Genomic DNA, 16337 nt, shown 5'->3' with positions numbered 1-16337 from the left:
ATTACCACTTCTTGGAAAGCTTGAAGGTGATGGTGCGGCTGTCACCCCAGCCGCAAACCGACACGCCGGCGCAGCTCTTGACATATTCCTTGTCGAAAACGTTCGCGACGTTGACGGACGCTGTCCAGTCGTTCTTCTCGTAGCGGATCGCGGCATCGAACACAGCAGCATCCGGCACACGCAGCGTATTTGCCGCATCCGCCCAGGACTTGCCCTGATAGCGCACACCGCCGCCAATGCTGAGGCCTTCAAACGTATCGTCGGTGAAGGCGTAGTCCACCCATAGCGACGCCGTATGAGCCGGTACGATCCACGGCGATTTGCCGATCAGGTTGGGATTGGCATCCTTGGTAATGTCGAGATCCGTATAGGAATAGGAGGCGAGCGCTTTCCAGTTGTCGCTGAGATTGGCCTTGGCCTCCAGCTCGAAGCCCGTGGATTCCACCTGCCCGAACTGGCCGCTCGTGGTTACGCCGCCGGCCGTATAGGAAACGATGGCATTGTCCTTGACCAGCTTGAAGACGGAGGCCGTGATGCTGCCGTCAAAGAAGCTCGGCTCATATTTAATGCCCGCCTCGAACTGGTGTCCCTCTTCCGGCGCAGCGGGCGTGCCATCTGCAAGCGTATCGATGAGCGGATTGAAGAAGGTGGCCGCCGAGACATAGGGCGTCAGGCCATTGTCGAATTCATAAGCAAGGCCCGCACGTCCGCTCAGCGCATCGTCATTGGAGCGGCGGGAGAGGCCGGCCGGCAACCTGTTGTTCAATTCGGTATCGACATAATCATAACGACCGTTCAGCGTGACCAGCCAACCATCGCCAAAACGCAGCTGATCCTGGGCATAGACGCCGATCTGTTGCTGGGTCACGACGTTATCGGCGTAGACGAAATTCGTTCCCTGCGTCGAGCCATAGACCGGGTTGAGCGCGCCGATCGCATTCGATCCGCAGCAGGCCTGCACCTGATCCAGCTTGTAATATTTGTAGTCCAGACCGAATAGCAGCGAGTGATTGACTGCGCCGGTATCGAACTGGCCTTCGACCCGGTTGTCCACGCCGAAGCTGTCGACTTTCGACAGGCCGTCATAACCGAAGCGGGTCAGCATATAGTCGTTGGTGGTGGCGTCACGGATCGGCTGGCCATTGGCGTCCGCATTGGCCCAACCGCCCGGATAGGGGCCGGTTTCATGCTTGTAGAGGTGACCATAACGGGCGTTCTGGCTGATCTTCCAGCCATTGTCGAATTCATGACTGACCTCGTAACCCACCATGGACTGGTAGACGCGGCCATTGTCGATGTCAGGTTCACCATAAAACGCCTTGCGGTCCAGCTTGCCGAACGGTGCGTCGACCACCGTTCCGACATAGGGCAGGAAACCGTTGCCGACATGAACCTGATCCAGCGCCGAAAAATAGCCGTAGAGCGTGGCACTGGTCTGCGCATCCGGTTCGAAGGTGATCTGCGGCATGACGAAGCCGCGCAGATCCTCGGAATAGTCGGTGTAATTGTCGCCGCCCGAAACCTTGCCGGTGACGCGATATTTCCAAACGCCCTCGCCATCGACCTTGTCGACGAGGTCGAAACCGAAGAAGGCATTGCCAAAATTATTGATGCCGATTTCCGTTTCGCGGACCGGCTCATCCTGCGGGCGCTTACGAACCATCTGCACGATGCCGCCGGGATTGGCGCCGCCATAAAGCACCGAAGCAGGGCCCTTGAGAATCTCCACCCGCTCCAGACCATAGGCATCCATCTGGAAGCCGCCGAAGCCGTAGCTGAACAGGTTCAGCCCATCCAGGAAAACGCCGGTCTGGGTTGCCTGGAAACCGCGGATGTAAAACCAGTCCGTATCCGGGTCGGTGCCAAAAGGCTCCGCTGTCACGCCGGGCGTATAGCGTAGAACCTCGTCGATTTTCGTCACCGCGCCGCGGTCATCCATTTCCTTGCGGCCGACGACCGATACGGATTGCGGAATGTCCTTCGTTTCCGTATCGGTTTTCGATCCCGTCGCACTCTTCTTGGCGACATATCCCCGGACCGGACCTGTGGCGTTTTCCGCGCCCTGCCCTTCAACTGTGATCTCACGCAGAACCGTCGTCTGCTGTGCCTGACCCATCACTGGCGCCATCAAAACAATGGCAGCCGTTCCCAAAGCCAGGCGGCCCAAAAACATCTCATGCAAATTTTTCAAGATATGCCCCGAAACAGATCACGGCCGACGTTCTTATACGACAGGCCGCAGCACCTCAATTAAGCTGAGTATTTACATCAGGATTAAGGCAGGATGCTTGTCGTTTCCTGGGGGGATTTGAAGCTTATTGGCTTCTCGCACAGTTTTGCGCCCATCATTTTTGGGCCGGCCGCGGGGTATCAGCCCTTGCGCCGCCCGATCCTTGCAAGCTGCATGACGGGAAGGATGCCGATGACCACGATCGCCAGCGCCGCGATTGCCGCTTCCTCGTAAGTACCACGCGCCGCTTCACCATAGAGATGTGTCGCGAAAGTCTCGAAATTAAGTGGCCGCAACAGCAGCGTGGCGGGAAGCTCCTTGACGCAGTCGACAAATATCAGGAGCGCCGCCGCCGCAAGCGATGCCTTCGAAAGCGGAAGGTGAATCTGGCGAAATGTCTGGGTCGCGGATCGTCCGAGCGTGCGCGAAGCATGATCGAAGGATTGCGGAATACGGCTCAGGCCGGCATCGACGCTGCCCGCCGCAATGGTGAGGAAACGCGCCGAATAGGCATAGATCAGGGCGGCCCCGCTGCCGATGAAAATGAGGCCGGTGGATATGCCGAACCATTCGCGCATTGTCTGATCGACAAACCGGTCGAAGCCGCCGAGCGCAATCAAAACGCCGATGGCGATGACCGTGCCGGGAGCCGCATATCCCACCGTGGAAAGACGATAGGACCAGCGCGAGAGACGCCCCGGAGCAAGGCGCATCGCGTAAGCAACAGCGAGGCCGAGAACGAGGGTGATTACCGTTGCCAGACCGGCGAACAGGATTGTATTCAGAGCCTCCTCGGTAAAACGGGAAGACAGGCCGCTGAAGCGAAATCGCTTCCATGCCTCGATGACGAGATAGCTCGCCGGCGCCACGAAGCCGATCAGGACCGGCAGGCTGCCGAGGGTAAAAGCGCCGAAGGCTTTCACGCCGACAAGCCGCACCGGCTCCAATTCCCTGCTTTTCTGCGCCGAGACCGCATAACGCTGCTTGCGCCGCGCCCAGCGCTCAAGCGCCACGAGGGCGACGACGATGAACAGCATGGAAAGCGCGATCTGTGCCGCACCGGGCAAATCTGATTTCGTGACCCAAGTGGTGTAGACCGAAACGGTGAGTGTGCGGACACCGAGAAATTCAGACGCGCCGATATCGTTCAGCGCTTCCATAAGCGCGAGGCTGATGCCGACCGCGATCGCCGGGCGCGCGAGCGGCACTGCGACCTTGAAGAAGGCCGCGCGCCTGGAAACGCCGAGCGTGCGCGCTGCTTCCAACAGGTTGCCCGCCTGGGTCAGGAACATAGCGCGGACGGGAATATAGACATAGGGAAACAGCACGAAGCCAAGCAGGACAATGCAGCCCGTCATGGATCTTATATCCGGCAGACGGAATTCACGCGGGCTGGAATAACCGAGCAACCAGCGGATCGCTCCCTGCACCGGCCCGATCGGGTGCAGAATATCGAGATAGGCATAGGCGACAATATAGGTGGGCATGGCCAGCGGCAAAAGCAGCGCCCATTCCAATATCCTGCGCCCGGGAAAATCATAGGCGGTAACCAGCCAGGCCGAACATGTTCCGATGATACCGGCCAGCAAGCCGACGCCACCGAGCAGGAGGACCGTATCCGGCAGGGCCGTCAAAAGAACGGTGGAGCCGAGATGCTCCCACAGGCCCGCCGAACCCTGTACGGCCTGTGAGACGAGCGCCAGAACCGGCACCATCGCACCGCAGACCGCAATGAGCGACAGGCACAGCCACCAGAAGGAGGATGAAAACCTTGGTCTTGCGCGGGATGTCAGTGGCTGAACGGCGTCTGGATTCATGAGCTTCTTGAAAATACAGGGAAAGGCGCCCGCGGGTGCGAACGCCTTCCTACTAGAGCGTCGGATAGAAAAACGGAACATATCCGACACTCTATCTGTTTGTTTAAGCATTGGACCGGAAACCGCGTACGATTTTCGGCCCTATGCTCTCATGGGCCTTTACTTGTCGAAACCGACCTTGTCGACCAGCTCGCTCGCCTGCTTGCGATGCGATACGATTTCCGTCAGCGACTTGTTGTCGATCTTCAGGTCGCCGAAAGAGGCGACGATCTCGTTGAGAGCCGCACCCTGCTTGACCGGATATTCGTAATTGGCTTCGGCATAGATCTTCTGGGCTTCGTCCGAAACGAGATATTCGAGAAGCTTGACGGCTTCCGCCTTATTCGGAGCATTCTTAGCCACGGCCGCGCCGCTGATATTGACCTGCGTGCCGCCATTCTTGAAGGTCGGCAGAACCACCTTGATGGCGTCGCCCCACTTCACCTGCTCCTCACCGCCCTTGCCCGAGCGCATCAGGCCGACATAATAGGAGTTGGCGATGCCGATATCGCAAATGCCGCCGAGAATATCCTTGGCTACGTCACGGTCGCCGCCGCCTGCCTTGCGGGCCAGGTTTTCCTTGACGCCGGCAAGCCACTTCTCGGTGTCGGCCGCGCCGTAGTGAGCGATGTAGTCGGCAAAGAGGGCCGTATTATAGGGGTGCTGGCCGGCACGAATGCAGACCTTGCCCTTCCACTTTGCATCCGCCAGGTCTTCATAGTTGAAGGAGGCAAGATCGACATCCTTTGCCGCATAAAGAACGCGGGCGCGCATGGAGAGCGCGAACCAATGGCCCTTGGCGTCACGCAGTTCAGCCGGGATAGCCTTGCTGAGAGTTTCGGATTCGACCGCCTGGGTAACACCCTTTTCGGCGAGATCGACAAGATTGCCGGCATCCACGGTCATCAGAACGTCTGCAGGCGAGCTTGCGCCTTCGCTCAGAACGCGCTCGGCAAGGCCGTCCTTCAGAAACACGGTATTGACCTTGACGCCGCTCGAGGCGGTGAAGGATTCCAGCAACGGCTGGATCAGGCCCGGCTCTCTGGTGGTGTAGATGTTGAGTTCCGCAGCGCTGAGCGAACCGGCTGCGAAAGCAACGGTGCTGGCAAGCAGGGTAAGTTTGGCAAATTTGATCATGTTTCGTCTCCCTCTCCGATAGCGGCAGTATAGAGGGAGCAAACATCATACCTGATGCCGCAAATCAAGTTTTATTTAGCCCTTTTCAGGCGCGATTTGATCACCAAGAGTTGAAAATTGAGCGAAAATAAACATGCAAATCCGCTCATTCAACCTCAAGTAAATATCAAAACACCCTTGGGATCGATACCGAAACGCACCGCCTTGGCCTTGGCCGGCATACGTTGCATCGTTCTGACGCGCAGGTCTGCCGGCAAGCCGGGCACGGTTATTGCAAGCTGCTCGATCTCACCGAGAAAAACGCGACTGGATATTTCACCCGCAATCCCCTCATTCGCAGTGCTGTCCCCGATGATCGAAATCGCATTGGGGCGCACATAGGCGACGGCGGCAAGACCGTCCGGCAGATCGGATGCATCGCCCAGAGGCCCGAGCGGCGTTTCAACGCGGCCTTGCCTGACATGCCCTTCGATCTTGTTGAAGGCGCAGAAAAAATCGGCGGCGTAGCGGGTTTTGGGATTATCGTGGATTTCATAGCCCGTGCCGCTCTGCACGATGCGCCCGCGCTGCATCAGCACCACACGGTCGCCTGCCGAAAGCGCCTCTTCCGGATCATGGGTGACCATGATCGCCGTCGTGCCCAGTTCTCGCAGAAGCCCAAGCGTTTCCTCGCGCACATTGTCTCGCAACCCCCGGTCCAGATTGGAAAAGGGCTCGTCCATCAACAAAAGGCCGGGTTGCGGCGCAAGGGCGCGGGCAAGTGCCACACGCTGCTGCTCACCACCCGAAAGCGTATGCGGGTAGCGCTTTGCAAGCTCCTGCAGGTGAACATGTTCGATCATTTCCCCGGCGCGACGACGGGCTTCCGCCTTTGGCAGCGACCTCAGACCAAACATCACATTCTGTTCGACGGTCAGATGCGGGAAAAGTGCATAGTCCTGAAAGACAAAGCCGATATTGCGCTTTTCCGGTTCAACGAAGACACCCGAACCGGCAACGGGAGCACCGTTCAGGGAAACACTGCCATGGTCCGGCGTCTCCACGCCCGCGACGATGCGCAGCAAGGTCGATTTTCCACAGCCGGACCGTCCCACCAGACAAATAATTTCGCCGCGTTCGACGGACAGATCGATATCGGACAAGACATCCGTATCACCGAATCTTTTGCCCACCGATTTCAGTTCAAGCGCTGCGCTGCCTGCCATTTCAAATCCTGCCCTGCTCTACGAATTATGTTGATCGCTCAAATCAGGATTAAAGTCAAAAAGCCGGGCAAAATACGGTTTTCCTTCACGAGGCCGCGAGATGTTGGGCAGCAATATTGACGTTTACGTTAGAGTTAAATAGGCTTTGCCAATACGATGGACGTCACGGGATTACGCGTTTATCATTCGTTACCGGGGAGCAGGAGGAGCGGTCGATCCGGTGACGCATAGCGGTTCCCTCCATCCGGTCATTACACCGGAAAATGCGGGAGCCTCGTGACAATCAGACAGGCTAAAGCGCCTTTAATGCGTTCCGTCGAACGCGCGGCGCACAGAAGACTCTGGGAGGAGAAGCATGAGTGAATTGTCCCTGGGACAACCGGAAAATGTCAGCGTCCAGAAACGCTGGCTGTCATCCTATCCGCAGGGGGTGCCTGCCGAGATCCCCGCATCCGCCTATTCCTCCCTTGTCGAACTTCTCGAAAAGAGCTGCGTGCAATTTGCCGATCGCAAAGCTTTTTCCAGCATGGGAAAGTCGCTGACCTATCGGGAACTGGATATCGAAACCCGCGCCATTGCCGCCTGGCTGCAATCCAGAGGGCTGGAAAAAGGCGACCGGGTTGCCGTGATGATGCCGAATATCCTGCAAAATCCGGTTGCAGTTTATGGAATCCTGCGGGCCGGCATGATCGTGGTAAACGTCAATCCGCTCTATACGCCGCGCGAACTGGAACACCAGCTGAAAGATTCCGGCGCAAAGGCGCTTTTCGTGCTGGAGAACTTCGCACATGTGGTGCAGCAGGCGGTGCCGAAAACCGCCGTCCGGCACGTGGTTGTTGCGGCTATGGGCGATCTGCTCGGCCTCAAGGGGCATATCGTCAACCTTGTGGTGCGCAAGGTGAAGAAGCTCGTACCTGCCTATGCCATCCCCGGTTCCATCAGTTTCAAGGCCGTGCTGAAGGAAGGGCAGGAGCTTCCGCTGAAGCCCGCCAGCCTTAACGCCCAGGATATCGCCTTCCTGCAATATACCGGCGGAACCACGGGCATTTCCAAAGGCGCAATCCTTACCCATGCCAATCTGCTGGCCAACAAGGCGCAGATCAGCCTCTGGCTGGACGCCGCCTTCAGCGGCCGCAAGGACCGCCCGGAGGTTCTCAATTTCATATGCGCGCTGCCGCTCTGCCATATCTTCGCGCTGACGGTCAATTCGCTGATGGGCATTGCGCTGGGCGGCCACAATCTGCTGATCGCCAATCCGCGCGATATACCGGGCTTCGTCAAGGAACTGTCGCATTATCGGCCGCATATTTTCCCGGGCATCAACACGCTGTTCAATGCGCTGATGAACAATGAGGATTTCCGCAAGCTCGACCTGTCCTCGCTGATCCTCGTGCTTGGCGGCGGCATGGCGGTGCAAAGGCCGGTCGCCGAACGCTGGCTCTCCATGGTCGGTTGCCCGATTGCGGAAGGTTACGGTCTTTCCGAAACCTCGCCCGTCGCCACCGTCAACCGCCTCGACGCCAAGGAATTCAGCGGCACCATCGGCTTGCCGATCTCCTCGACGGAAATCGACATTCGCGACGAAGAGGGCAACAGCCTGCCTACCGGTGAAGTCGGCGAGATCTGCATTCGCGGACCGCAGGTCATGGCCGGCTACTGGCAGAGGCCGGATGAAACCGCCAAAGCCATGACGGCAGACGGTTTCTTCCGCTCCGGCGACATGGGGTTCATGGACGATCGCGGTTATACCAAGATCGTCGACCGCAAGAAGGATATGATCCTCGTTTCCGGTTTCAACGTCTATCCGAACGAGGTCGAGGAAGTGGCCGCCAGCCACCCGGGCGTGCTGGAATGCGCCGCCATCGGCGTTCCCGACGAACATTCCGGCGAAACCGTCAAGCTTTTCGTCGTCAAGAAGGACCAGTCGCTGACGGAAGCGGAACTTAAGGCCTTCTGCGCCAAGAACCTGACAAATTACAAGCGGCCGAAAATCATCGAGTTCCGTACCGAACTGCCGAAATCCAATGTCGGCAAGATTTTGCGACGCGAATTGCGCAATCTGAACTGAGCGCTTTGAAGCCAATGACGAGAGCCGGGAAACCGGCTCTTTTCTTTTATCGCGGCCCTTTTCTTTTATCAAAGTCGCCTTGATTTGGCCGCCTGAAAAAGAATAGTTTCCTCATCCTTCCACGGAAGCCGAGGAGCACAAGATGCAGGCCACCATCGAAAAACTGAAAGCAACGGCGAGCAGCACAGCCGCAACCGATCTTCGCGCCGCGTTTGCGGCCGACGACCAACGATTCAGCCGTTTCAGCGCGAAATTCGATGACCTGCTGATGGACTATTCCAAATGCGCGGTGAATGAGGAGATCGTGACGCTTCTTGAGACGCTGGCCCGCGAGGGCGGCGTCGAGGCCAAGCGCGAGGAGATGTTCTCCGGCAAGGCCATCAACTTCACCGAGGACCGCGCCGTGCTGCATACCGCGCTGCGCAACCGTTCCAACACGCCGGTTCTCGTTGACGGCAAGGACGTGATGCCTGACGTAAACGCCGTTCTCGCCGCCATGGGCAAGTTTGCCGATGCGATCCGTTCCGGTTCGCTGAAGGGTGCGACCGGCAAGAAGATTACCGACGTCATCAATATCGGCATTGGCGGTTCCGATCTCGGTCCCGTGATGGCGACGCTGGCGCTCGCGCCTTTCCATGACGGCCCGCGCGCGCATTTCGTCTCGAACATCGATGGCGCTCATATCGCCGACACGCTGAAGCTCGTCGACCCTGAAACCTCGCTGTTCATCGTCGCGTCGAAGACCTTCACCACCATCGAAACCATGACGAATGCCGCCACCGCGCGCCGCTTCATCGCCGAAAAGCTGGGTGAAGGCGCCGTCAAGCACCATTTCGCCGCCGTTTCGACCGCGCTGGACAAGGTCGCCGCATTCGGTATCGAAAGCGACCGCATCTTCGGTTTCTGGGACTGGGTTGGCGGACGTTATTCGATCTGGTCGGCCATCGGCCTGCCGCTGATGATCGCCATCGGGCCGGATAATTTCGGCAAGTTCCTGGATGGTGCGCATGCCATGGACAAGCACTTCCGCGAAGCGCCGATCCGCGAAAATCTGCCGATGCTGCTCGGCCTCATCGGTTTTTATAACCGCAACGTGTTGAATTATCCGACGCGCGCGATCCTGCCCTATGATCAGCGGCTGTCGCGTTTCCCGGCTTATCTGCAGCAGCTCGACATGGAGTCGAACGGCAAGGGTGTGACCATCGACGGCACGCCCGTCGAAGGCCAGTCCGGCCCGGTCGTCTGGGGCGAGCCCGGCACCAATGGCCAGCACGCCTTCTACCAGCTCATCCACCAGGGCACGAGCGTCATTCCGGCCGAATTCATGATCGCGGCCAACGGTTTCGAGCCCGAACTGCGCCATCAGCACCAGCTTCTCATCGCCAATTGCCTGGCGCAATCGGAAGCGCTGATGAAGGGCCGCACGCTCGCCGAAGCGAAAGCACAGCTCACCTCCAAGGGCATGGAAGACAAACTCGCCGATTTCATCGCGCCGCATCGCGTCTTCACCGGTAACCGCCCCTCCATCACCTTCGTCTACGACAAGCTGACGCCGTTCGCGCTTGGCCGCCTGATCGCGCTTTACGAGCATCGCGTTTTCGTCGAAGGCGTGCTGTTCCGCATCAACTCCTTCGACCAGTGGGGCGTGGAGCTTGGCAAGGAACTGGCAACCGGCCTGCTTCCCGTCGTGGAAGGCAAGGAGAGTGCGGCCGGCCATGACAGCTCCACCCAGGGTCTGGTGAAGGCGCTGTCGGGACTGGCGGGCTGAGGGGCGTTACGACCGTTATCTAAAAAGCCGGAGACACCTCCGGCTTTTTTATTGTGGTGGCTCAAATATAAAGCGCCGCCATCTTGCGCCACGCGCCCGCCCGGTGGGCGCGGCCATCCCAGACATGCATCTGGTGCCCCACCTGCTTGTCCGACAGAACCCGGCTCAGATGATGGTTGTTGTCCAGAAACGGATCGGCATCGCCGATGGTGAAAACCATGTCGATGCGGCGCAGGCTATCGAGTCGCCATGGGCAGTCTAGGCCCGGCAGGAAATGGCTCGGCATGTGGAAATAGACATCATCGTCGTAATAACCATCGAACAGATCGCCGAAGGATTCCACCTTCATCGTCAGATCATAACGGCCGGAAAAGGCGACGAGCTTGCGAAAAAGATGCGGGTGGCGGAAGACGAGGCTGGCGGCCTGAAACGCACCCAGACTGCAACCCTGCACGATCGTATCGCTATTCGGGTTTTTCTCGGCCATCAGCGGCAGCACTTCGTTCAGAATATAGTCTTCGAAGGCGGCATGGCGGCGAATACGATCGGCGGGATGATGCCCGGCCGCGTAGAAGGTCTCTCTCGCCAACCCCTCTATGCAATAGAGCTGAAGGTGGCCCGCCTCCAGCTTGTCGGCGAGACTGCCGACAAGACCAAGTTCCTCATATTCGAAGAAACGCCCGTCGCGGGTGGGAAACATCAGCACCTTGGCGCCGGAATGTCCGAATATTAGCAGCTCCATGTCGCGATGGAGCCTTTGACTATACCAACGGAGATATTCGCGTTTCATGGCACCTTGAAAAACCGTCTGACCTTGTCCTTATGGACCGCATCTTGCGATGCGCTGTCAGGGTAATCGAAATGCCCGGCGTCGAGGATGAATATTTCATTAAATTTTGATTTTGGCAGCGCATTGGCCACCGCGAACTGGCAGGGCGGCGCGACCGCCGGGTCGAAAAGTGCGGGTGCGACCAGCATCGGCACTTTTATGCGGGTGGTGGCACAGGCGGCGTCGAACAGGCGCAGCGTCTCAAGCAGGTTGGCATGGGTCTTCTGGTAGGTCTGAACCGCATCCGCGCTGCCTACGGTGGGCAGCGTCAGCCAGAACGGCCGGTGTCCGAATGTCGGCACCACCAGATGGCCGCGATCTATACGCTCGTCGAAAGGGATGGCCAGGGCACCGATACCGCCGCCGAAACTGATGCCGCTATAACCCACCTGCCCTTCCAGCCACGGATAGAGGCTTATGAGCGTGGAAACGGCAACCCACAGATCGTCGACGCAGCCGCCGATGATGTAATCATCTTTCCTGTCGATATTATAGAGAACATGCAGCGCCGGGTCGGACGAAATCGGCGGACAGGCGCTCAGCGACAGCCCGCGAAAACAGGGAAACAGCACGGCCGTTTCTTCCACCGGCACGTCGAAATCGGGCTCCCCTCGTCCACCATAACCATGGCCGACTACGAGGCCGCGACGCACCTGCCCTTCGCGCGGCAAAAGCAGCCACCCGCCGATGCGAAAACCGCCGGTGGAGGTGTAGGTCATATCGAGGACATGCCAGCGGGGGTCACTGAGCCTGCTCTTGCGCAGCACCGGCCGGGGATCCGTGGCGAGCGCGCGGCGATAGCGCTTTTTCCAGAAATCATCGAAGCCCGGCGGCGCTTCGGGCGGGGTGATGGCCAGCAGCTGTTCGCGCTGCATGCCATAGGTCGGGTCGAAATCAAAAGGATGGGACTTGGGAACGTTCATGCGATGCTTGTTTCGTGAAAAAACAGCGGACACAAGCTTCATAATATCGAAATAACGGTTTTTTACGGTTCTAAAGCCGGGAAGAGTGTTGAACCACCTTTTCAAAATGGTTCAACCGCGCCCATCACAAACCGATTTCATGCGCAAAGGGCGGATTCGCGCCTGCCCGCGAAACGGTGACAGCGGCCGCTTTCGCGCCCAGCGCCAGAGCCTTCCTGATCTGGTCTTCCGTCAGCGAGGCAACCTGCGCCTTGGTCAGAAGGCCCTGCATTTTCAGCGAGGCGAGAATGCCGGCATCGAAGGTATCACCCGCGCCGACAGTGTCGACCACTTCCACCCGCTCGGAAGCCACTTCAACCTTGAGATTGGCGCTATACCCCACCGCGCCCTTGGCGCCACGGGTGACAACGACGAGTTTCGCACCATGGTGCAGCCAGTGGCGGGCAAGCGTGTCCTCATCGCCTTCCAGCCCGAACCAGGCAAGGTCTTCATCCGAGAATTTCACGATATCCGACATGGCCGCCATGCGACGGATGCGGGCCATGTGGGACTGCTTGTCCTTGATGAAGCCGGGGCGAATATTCGGATCGAGCGAGATGACGCGGCTTTCATGCTCGCGCGTCATCAGGGCTTCATAGGTGCTGCCGCAAGGCTCCGGGATAAGGCTGATCGCGCCGAAATGCAGCGCCTCGCAATCGGCGCCCAGTGCCGGAAGCTCCGCCTCGGTTATCATTCGGCCGGCGGTGTTTTCGTCATAGAAGGCATAGGTTGCATGGCCATCCACCAGCTTCACGAAGGCGATGGTGGTCGGCCGCGAAAGGGTGGCGCAATAGCTGAAGTCGACATTGCTGGCGCGCAGGGTTTCACGCAGGATATCGCCCATCATGTCATCGGAAAGGCCGGTGAAAAAAGCGGAGGGAACGCCGAGACGCCCCAGCGCAATCGCCGTGTTGAAAACCGCTCCGCCTGCATAGGGGGCAAAACCCGCCTCACCCAACGTCGTCTGCCGGGGCAGCATGTCAATCAGGGCTTCACCACAACACAGGATCATTACGGTCCTCCTCAAAACAGCAAATCAAATGGACTTAAATCGATTTAGACGAAGATCGATCGGAAGGCCAGCCGCAAAACCGGGCTGGCCGCATCCGAAATTAAGATTGCGGCAATTCGCTGACACCACCGCGTTTTGCCGACCATGGCAGCGGATTATCGAGGAAGGCTTCGACCTCGGAGAGGGTCTTTTCGTCGAACAGTTTTTCAGCCCGGGCAACGGCCAGAACATCGCGCCAGGTGGTCAGGTAATGCAGCTTGACATTGCCATTGGCGAAGCGCGCTTCGGCCTCTTCGAAGATGCCGTAATAGAAGAGCGCGATACCGTGATCCACGATGCCGCCCGCCGCACGGATGGCGTCGATGAAGGTGAACATCGAGCCGCCGGCCGTCGTCAGATCCTCGATGACGAGAACGCGGGCGCCTTCCGGCATATGGCCTTCGATCTGGGCATTGCGGCCATGACCTTTCGGCTTCTTGCGGCAATAGATCATCGGCAGGCCAAGGCGCTCGGCAAGGAAAGCCGCGAAAGGAATACCGGCCGTTTCACCACCCGCCACACAGTCGAATTTTTCGAAACCCGCCTCGCGCATCACCGCCGCCGCCGCAAAATCCATCGCCGCCGAGCGGATGCGCGGGAAGGAGATGAGCTTGCGCATGTCGATGTAAACCGGGCTCTTCATGCCCGAAGCGAAGGTATAGGGGCTTTCGGAATTGAAGTGGACCGCCTTGATTTCCCACAACATCTTCGCAACCAGTTCCGCAACGACGGCGCGGTCAGTGAATGTGAAATGGTTCATAGGCGTTCTCCTTTTTCGGCCTTAGTTTATCGCTCCGAAAACCCGGACCGGTTTTCGGAAAGCACAACGTCTCGGTTCAGCATTGCAGGCATCCGCAGGCGGCATCGAAAGGCAAATGCCTGGGGACCATAACAAAACCGCCGGCAGTGCCGGCGGTTACTAAAAAATCAGCTCACATCCCAATGGAGCGGGAACATCGGATCGAACACGGTCACCGGCCCGGCGCCCGTCTCGATTTTTTCAGGAAAGGCCACCGCTTCCTCGCGCTTGACCAGCGTGATCGTCTCTTCATTCGGCGCGAGACCATACCAGGCGGGACCATTCAGCGAGGCGAAGGCTTCCAGTTTGTCGAGGGCATTTTCGTCCTCGAAGACATGGGCAAGGCAGCTCATGGTGTTGATGGAGGTATAGATACCGGCGCAGCCGCAGGCGCATTCCTTGGCGGGATCGACATGCGGGGCGGAATCCGTGCCGAGGAAGAAACGTGCATCGCCCGAAGTCGCGGCAGCCCGCAGCGCCAGCCGGTGCTCCTCGCGCTTGGCGACGGGCAGGCAATAATAATGTGGCTTGATACCGCCAACGAGAATGGCGTTGCGGTTGATGATGAGATGGTGGGTGGTGATGGAGCCGGCGATGTTGGCCTTGGACGACTTGATATAGTCCACGCCGTCGCGGGTGGTGATATGCTCCATCGTCACCTTGAGTTCCGGCAGGCGCTGGCGCAGAGGCTCCAGAACCGTATCGATGAACACCTTCTCACGGTCGAAAATATCGACTTCCGGCGTCGTCACCTCACCATGCACGCAAAGCGGCAGGCCGATCTTCGCCATGCGCTCCAGAACCGGCATGGCCTTGTTGAAATCGCGCACACCGCCGTGGGAATTGGTGGTCGCACCGGCCGGGTAGAGCTTTACGGCAGTGATGAGACCGCTTTTTTTGCCCTCTTCCACATCGTCGGCCTGCGTGTCCTCGGTCAGATAGAGGGTCATCAGCGGCTCGAAACGATCACCCGCCGGAATTGCCTTGACGATGCGTTCGCGATAGGCGCGGGCATCGGCCGTGGTGACGACCGGCGGCACCAGGTTCGGCATGATGATGGCACGGGCGAAATGGCGACTCGTATCCCCGATCACCCCTTCCAGCATTGCCCCATCACGCAGGTGCAGGTGCCAGTCATCAGGGCGGCGCAGGGTGAGCGACTTCATCGGGATACCTCGGAGCATGACGGAATTGGCGCCCGCTTAGCATCTTTTGCCGCGGGAAAACAGCCGCCAAAGTTCATGCGGCGGCTGTAAATGTCATTTTTTTAGAGCGTACCTCAGATGTTGCCCGCTTCCGGCCCCCAGACATCGGTCATGGCGAAACCATCGGCCAGCGGATCAAAGGGATCGAGACCCACCTGATGCAGCCCGAAGGTGAAACCGCGCCCGGCAATGGTGGGAATGACGGCCGGGCGGCCCGCCACTTCGGTGACGGCGGAAAGGCCGACATCGAATTCCGAACCGATGATCGAGCGGGATTTATACTCGTCTCCCACCTTCACCTTGCCGCGCGCATAAAGCGTAGCGAGATTGGCGGAATTGCCGGTTCCGCAGGGCGAACGATCCGCCCGACCCGGCCACATGGTGGTGCAGGTGCGGATGGAGCCATCTGCATCCACATCGCGGAACATGACATAGGCGACACCGGAAATGGCCGGAATTTCCGGATGAACGACGGTCATTTCACGGTTGACCAGATCCTTCAGGATCATGCCCGCCGAGACCAGTTTGGCCGCATTGGCCTTTTCGATCGTCAGGCCAATCTGGCGGACATCGACGAGCGCATAAAAGATCCCGCCATAGGAAATATCCATCGTCACCCTGCCCCATTCGGGCGTGTCGATGCTGACATCCAGCTCATGCACGAAGGACGGCACCATGGTCAGTTTGACCTTTTCGCAACGGCCATCGCGGCAGGTGGCCGTGGCCTTGACCAGACCGGCGGCCGTTTCGAGGATGATGACGGTTTCTGGCTCCTGCATTTCCACCATGCCGCTTTCCAGCAGCGCCGTCGTCGCGCAGATGGAATTGGAACCGGAGCTGGCATGCGCCTGATCCGGCTGGAGAATGACGAAAGCGGCGTGCGCATCCGGGTGCTTCGGGGGCAGGAGAAGATTGACCGATCCCATCGGCGTGCCGCGCGGCTCCAGCGTCAGGAAGCGGCGAAGTGTCTCACCCTGCGGATCGGTATTCATCCAGTGAAGCTGTTCGGCCACCGTGTTGCCGGGAATTTTCGGCGCGCCGCCGGTGACGACACGGCCGATTTCGCCTTCGCAATGAACATCGAGAAGCTGGAGGGTGCGTTTCCAACGCATGGGGGTCTACTCCGGAAGTTGGGTTGTTGACCCGACCATACAGATAAAAATACAAGCTGTATACAAATCTGCGAGGGTGCGGCCTCGAAAACGCGGAAAGTTCGAAGTCGCCCCT

At 58.8% G+C, this 16337-nt stretch carries 12 protein-coding genes; 2 read left to right on the top strand and 10 right to left on the bottom strand.

Going from position 1 to position 16337, the window contains the following annotated elements:
• Position 1: 1 nt before the first annotated feature.
• The 4 genes from FY152_00420 to FY152_00405 all read right to left on the bottom strand — a co-directional run bounded on the left by FY152_00420 (position 2) and on the right by FY152_00405 (position 6428).
• A complete protein-coding gene (locus tag FY152_00420; protein ID UXS30626.1) occupies positions 2 to 2191 on the bottom strand; it encodes a TonB-dependent siderophore receptor in 2190 nt (729 codons plus the stop codon).
• 179 nt (positions 2192 to 2370) lie between these two features.
• A complete protein-coding gene (locus tag FY152_00415; protein ID UXS30625.1) occupies positions 2371 to 4047 on the bottom strand; it encodes an iron ABC transporter permease in 1677 nt (558 codons plus the stop codon).
• A gap of 159 nt (positions 4048 to 4206) precedes the next feature.
• On the bottom strand, positions 4207 to 5223 hold the full coding sequence (locus FY152_00410; GenBank protein ID UXS30624.1) for an extracellular solute-binding protein: 1017 nt from the start codon (positions 5221 to 5223) through the stop codon (positions 4207 to 4209).
• 155 nt (positions 5224 to 5378) lie between these two features.
• Positions 5379 to 6428: an ABC transporter ATP-binding protein gene (locus FY152_00405; GenBank protein UXS30623.1), complete on the bottom strand. Its 1050-nt coding sequence runs from the start codon at positions 6426 to 6428 to the stop codon at positions 5379 to 5381.
• Positions 6429 to 6783: 355 nt separating this feature from the next.
• Between FY152_00405 and FY152_00400 the strand changes: the two genes are divergently transcribed.
• Positions 6784 to 8496, top strand: coding sequence for a long-chain fatty acid--CoA ligase (locus FY152_00400; GenBank protein UXS30622.1), 1713 nt, complete (start codon positions 6784 to 6786; stop codon positions 8494 to 8496).
• A gap of 142 nt (positions 8497 to 8638) precedes the next feature.
• Positions 8639 to 10264 (top strand): glucose-6-phosphate isomerase, encoded by a 1626-nt coding sequence (gene pgi / locus FY152_00395; GenBank protein UXS30621.1) that lies wholly within the window; start codon positions 8639 to 8641, stop codon positions 10262 to 10264.
• Between the two features lie 61 nt (positions 10265 to 10325).
• Here pgi and FY152_00390 read toward each other — a convergent pair whose 3' ends face one another.
• The 6 genes from FY152_00390 to FY152_00365 form a co-directional block, all read right to left on the bottom strand.
• A complete protein-coding gene (locus FY152_00390) occupies positions 10326 to 11054 on the bottom strand; it encodes an esterase family protein (protein ID UXS30620.1) in 729 nt (242 codons plus the stop codon).
• Positions 11051 to 12016, bottom strand: coding sequence for an acetylxylan esterase (locus FY152_00385; GenBank protein ID UXS30619.1), 966 nt, complete (start codon positions 12014 to 12016; stop codon positions 11051 to 11053). The genes FY152_00390 and FY152_00385 overlap by 4 nt, the downstream gene beginning before the upstream one ends.
• Before the next feature lie 124 nt (positions 12017 to 12140).
• A complete protein-coding gene (locus tag FY152_00380) occupies positions 12141 to 13067 on the bottom strand; it encodes a carbohydrate kinase (GenBank protein ID UXS30618.1) in 927 nt (308 codons plus the stop codon).
• A gap of 100 nt (positions 13068 to 13167) precedes the next feature.
• Entirely contained in the window at positions 13168 to 13866 is a 699-nt protein-coding gene (locus FY152_00375) for an orotate phosphoribosyltransferase (GenBank protein UXS30617.1), read from the bottom strand.
• A gap of 167 nt (positions 13867 to 14033) precedes the next feature.
• Complete coding sequence (gene pyrC / locus FY152_00370; GenBank protein UXS30616.1) at positions 14034 to 15071, bottom strand: dihydroorotase; 1038 nt, start codon at positions 15069 to 15071, stop codon at positions 14034 to 14036.
• Between the two features lie 113 nt (positions 15072 to 15184).
• Positions 15185 to 16222 (bottom strand): proline racemase family protein, encoded by a 1038-nt coding sequence (locus FY152_00365; GenBank protein UXS30615.1) that lies wholly within the window; start codon positions 16220 to 16222, stop codon positions 15185 to 15187.
• Between the last annotated feature and the right edge of the window lie 115 nt (positions 16223 to 16337).

It is taken from the genome of Agrobacterium tumefaciens (assembly GCA_025560025.1).
Taxonomy (GTDB): Bacteria; Pseudomonadota; Alphaproteobacteria; order Rhizobiales; family Rhizobiaceae; genus Agrobacterium.
The sequence above is the reverse complement of the archived record's forward strand: the minus strand, read 5'-3'. Positions and strand labels throughout refer to the sequence as shown.